Source organism: Aeromonas sp. R1-1 (assembly GCF_040908495.1).
GTDB lineage: Bacteria > Pseudomonadota > Gammaproteobacteria > Enterobacterales > Aeromonadaceae > Aeromonas > Aeromonas veronii.
Genome location: NZ_JBFODV010000197.1, coordinates 1 through 2,182, shown reverse-complemented (window position 1 = coordinate 2,182; position 2,182 = coordinate 1). Strand labels below are relative to the sequence as shown.

Annotated in this window: 2 protein-coding genes; both read right to left on the bottom strand. The window is 64.3% G+C overall.

What is annotated here, in order from left to right:
• Positions 1-967, bottom strand: a 967-nt coding sequence (locus tag AB5Y92_RS12660; RefSeq protein ID WP_368226887.1) for a lipocalin-like domain-containing protein, incomplete at its 3' end; no start/stop codon positions are given.
• A gap of 185 nt (positions 968-1,152) precedes the next feature.
• Positions 1,153-2,182: ABC transporter permease (locus AB5Y92_RS12655; RefSeq protein ID WP_368226886.1), on the bottom strand; the 1,030-nt coding region annotated here is incomplete at its 5' end.

The following is a 2,182-nucleotide window of genomic DNA, read 5'->3' as shown; positions in this document are numbered from 1 at the left end:
CAAAGCGACCGGTCATGGCCTGATTGGGCTGACGGGCCTTGATGGTGAGGCTCATTCCGGCGGCGTTTAGCTGCCACTCGACGGGGTAATCCTGCCCCTTGGGGCCGCGCCAGGTGTTGCCCGGCGTAAGGCGAATCGCGTCGGGGGCGAGCACCCGGCTGCTGCCATCCCGCTCAATCAAAATGCCGTAGCGATTCTCGGGCTCTGCGCGGCCCGCTTTGGTGCGCAGGCGAAACAGCATCAGCTCGCGGCCATCGTTCAACTGGAGCGAAAACCAGTCCCAGCCCGATTGCCACTCGGCCAATACCGAACTGCTCCACTCGTGATCAAACCAGCCTTGTCCGGTGACGGTGCGGGTTTCGCCATCACGAGTCAGGGTGCCGCGAAGAGTGAGGCGCGGGTAGGAGTAGTAAAAGGAGGCGTTGCCCGGACTCTTCTCGCTGTAACCGGCCTTGCCTTGCAGCACCAGCGGCTTGGCGGCAGTGACGGTCAGATTCAGCTCGCCAATCTTGCTCTGCACCTTGAGGGTGGCGGGGAACAGCGCAGCCCCTTGCGAGGCAAGCCGCCACTCTTTGAGCCAATATTGGCCGCCGCTGGCTCCCGCCAGTCCCGGCCCCTGCCGACTGGCCCGTTCATCCTGCTGATGGGTGCCACGGTTGAGATCCGTGATGGCAAACTGGGCCAGCCAGAGCTGGGGCGTGAGCCAGGGGTTGCTGGTGCGGAGTTCTTGCTCGATACCCTGCCTAAACAGGGTCCACTGCATGCCATATTCGCGCCCCTGTTCATCCTTGAGATTGCCGGTGAGATACCACCACTCGGAGCGGTAATCGGGGTGGGCGGCGTGATCCTCCGGCAATTTGATGGTTTGCCCCGGCAGCACTTTTTTGAAGCTGTCGTTGCCGCCGCCGAGCAGGGCGCCCAGATCGCTGGCCTGCGCGCTGCCAATCATGGCAATCAGCGGTAGCAAGAGGGGGGCGAGCCACAGGGGCCGTAAGGAGGACAAGATCCCCCTCACCCTGGCCCTCTCCCGAAGGGAGAGGGGATGGTTCAATGCCGCACTCAGCTCTTCTTTGCGCTGAAGAAGGGATGGAGAGAGGGAAGTGGTCGATGGGAGCTTCAAGCCATGGCTGAGCCAGTGCGCTAACTGATATTTCATACCACTCTCCTTGCTGCATACCAGGAGGCCAATGCGCCACAGACCGGTGCCAGCAATAGGGCGGTGACCGCATGAAGGGGGGCGGCCTCGAAGGCGAGGCGCCAGCCAAAGGCGCGGGGATTGACCACCTCGATCAGCACCCAGGCGAGGCCATACCCCACCGGCAGGGCCAGCAGGGCGGTGAGCAGCCCCAATCCCGCTCCTTGCCACACCAGCAGCTGGCGGCAGTGGCGGGGGCTCAAGCCCAGACTCTGCAAGGTCTGCAACTCGCCACGGCGCGCCAGCCCCAGCACCATAAAGGCCGAGCCAATCCCGACAAAGGCGATGCCGAGGATCAGCAGTTTCAATAGCTCGGTCACCACAAAGGTCTGGTCAAACACCTTGAGCGCCGCGCTGTGGATGGCGGGGGCGGAGAGCAGGTTTAGCTGCTCGCCAAAGCGCTCGCGCAGGCGGTCGGCCAGGAGCTCGGGGTCGTCGCTAAAGAGGGCGAGGGATTGCACCGCGCCCGCCTCGAAGGCGTGCAGGATCTGCCCCTTGTCGCTGCCGTAGTCCTGATAGACGCCGGTGACGGTGAACTGCCTTGGCCCCTGCTCGCCGCTGATCGCCAATGTCTGGCCCATCTTGACCCTGAGGCGCACCGTCAGCGGTTCGCTCGCCAGCACTTCGTCGGGGCGGGTGGGCCAGCGTCCGGCCAGCAGCGGATAGGCTGCTTTAAGCTGGGGGATAAAATCCATCTGCGCCCACTCGATGGGCTGCCCCTGCCAGCGGGCGGGGTGTACCGAGCGGCGCGAGGCGGCGCTCACCAGCGGATTGGTGAGCAGGGTCTTAAGGGTTGTGTCGCTCAAAGTGCCCTTGTTGCCCGCCACCCCCTTGGGGGCGGTGACATAGAGGTCGGCGGCCAGACGCTGGCCGAGCCAGATCTCCACGCTTGAGCGAAAACTCGACACCATGACTCCGATGCCGATGGCCGCCGCGATGGCGAGCTGCAACGCCATCACCGCGATGGCGGTGCGGTCGAGATGATAG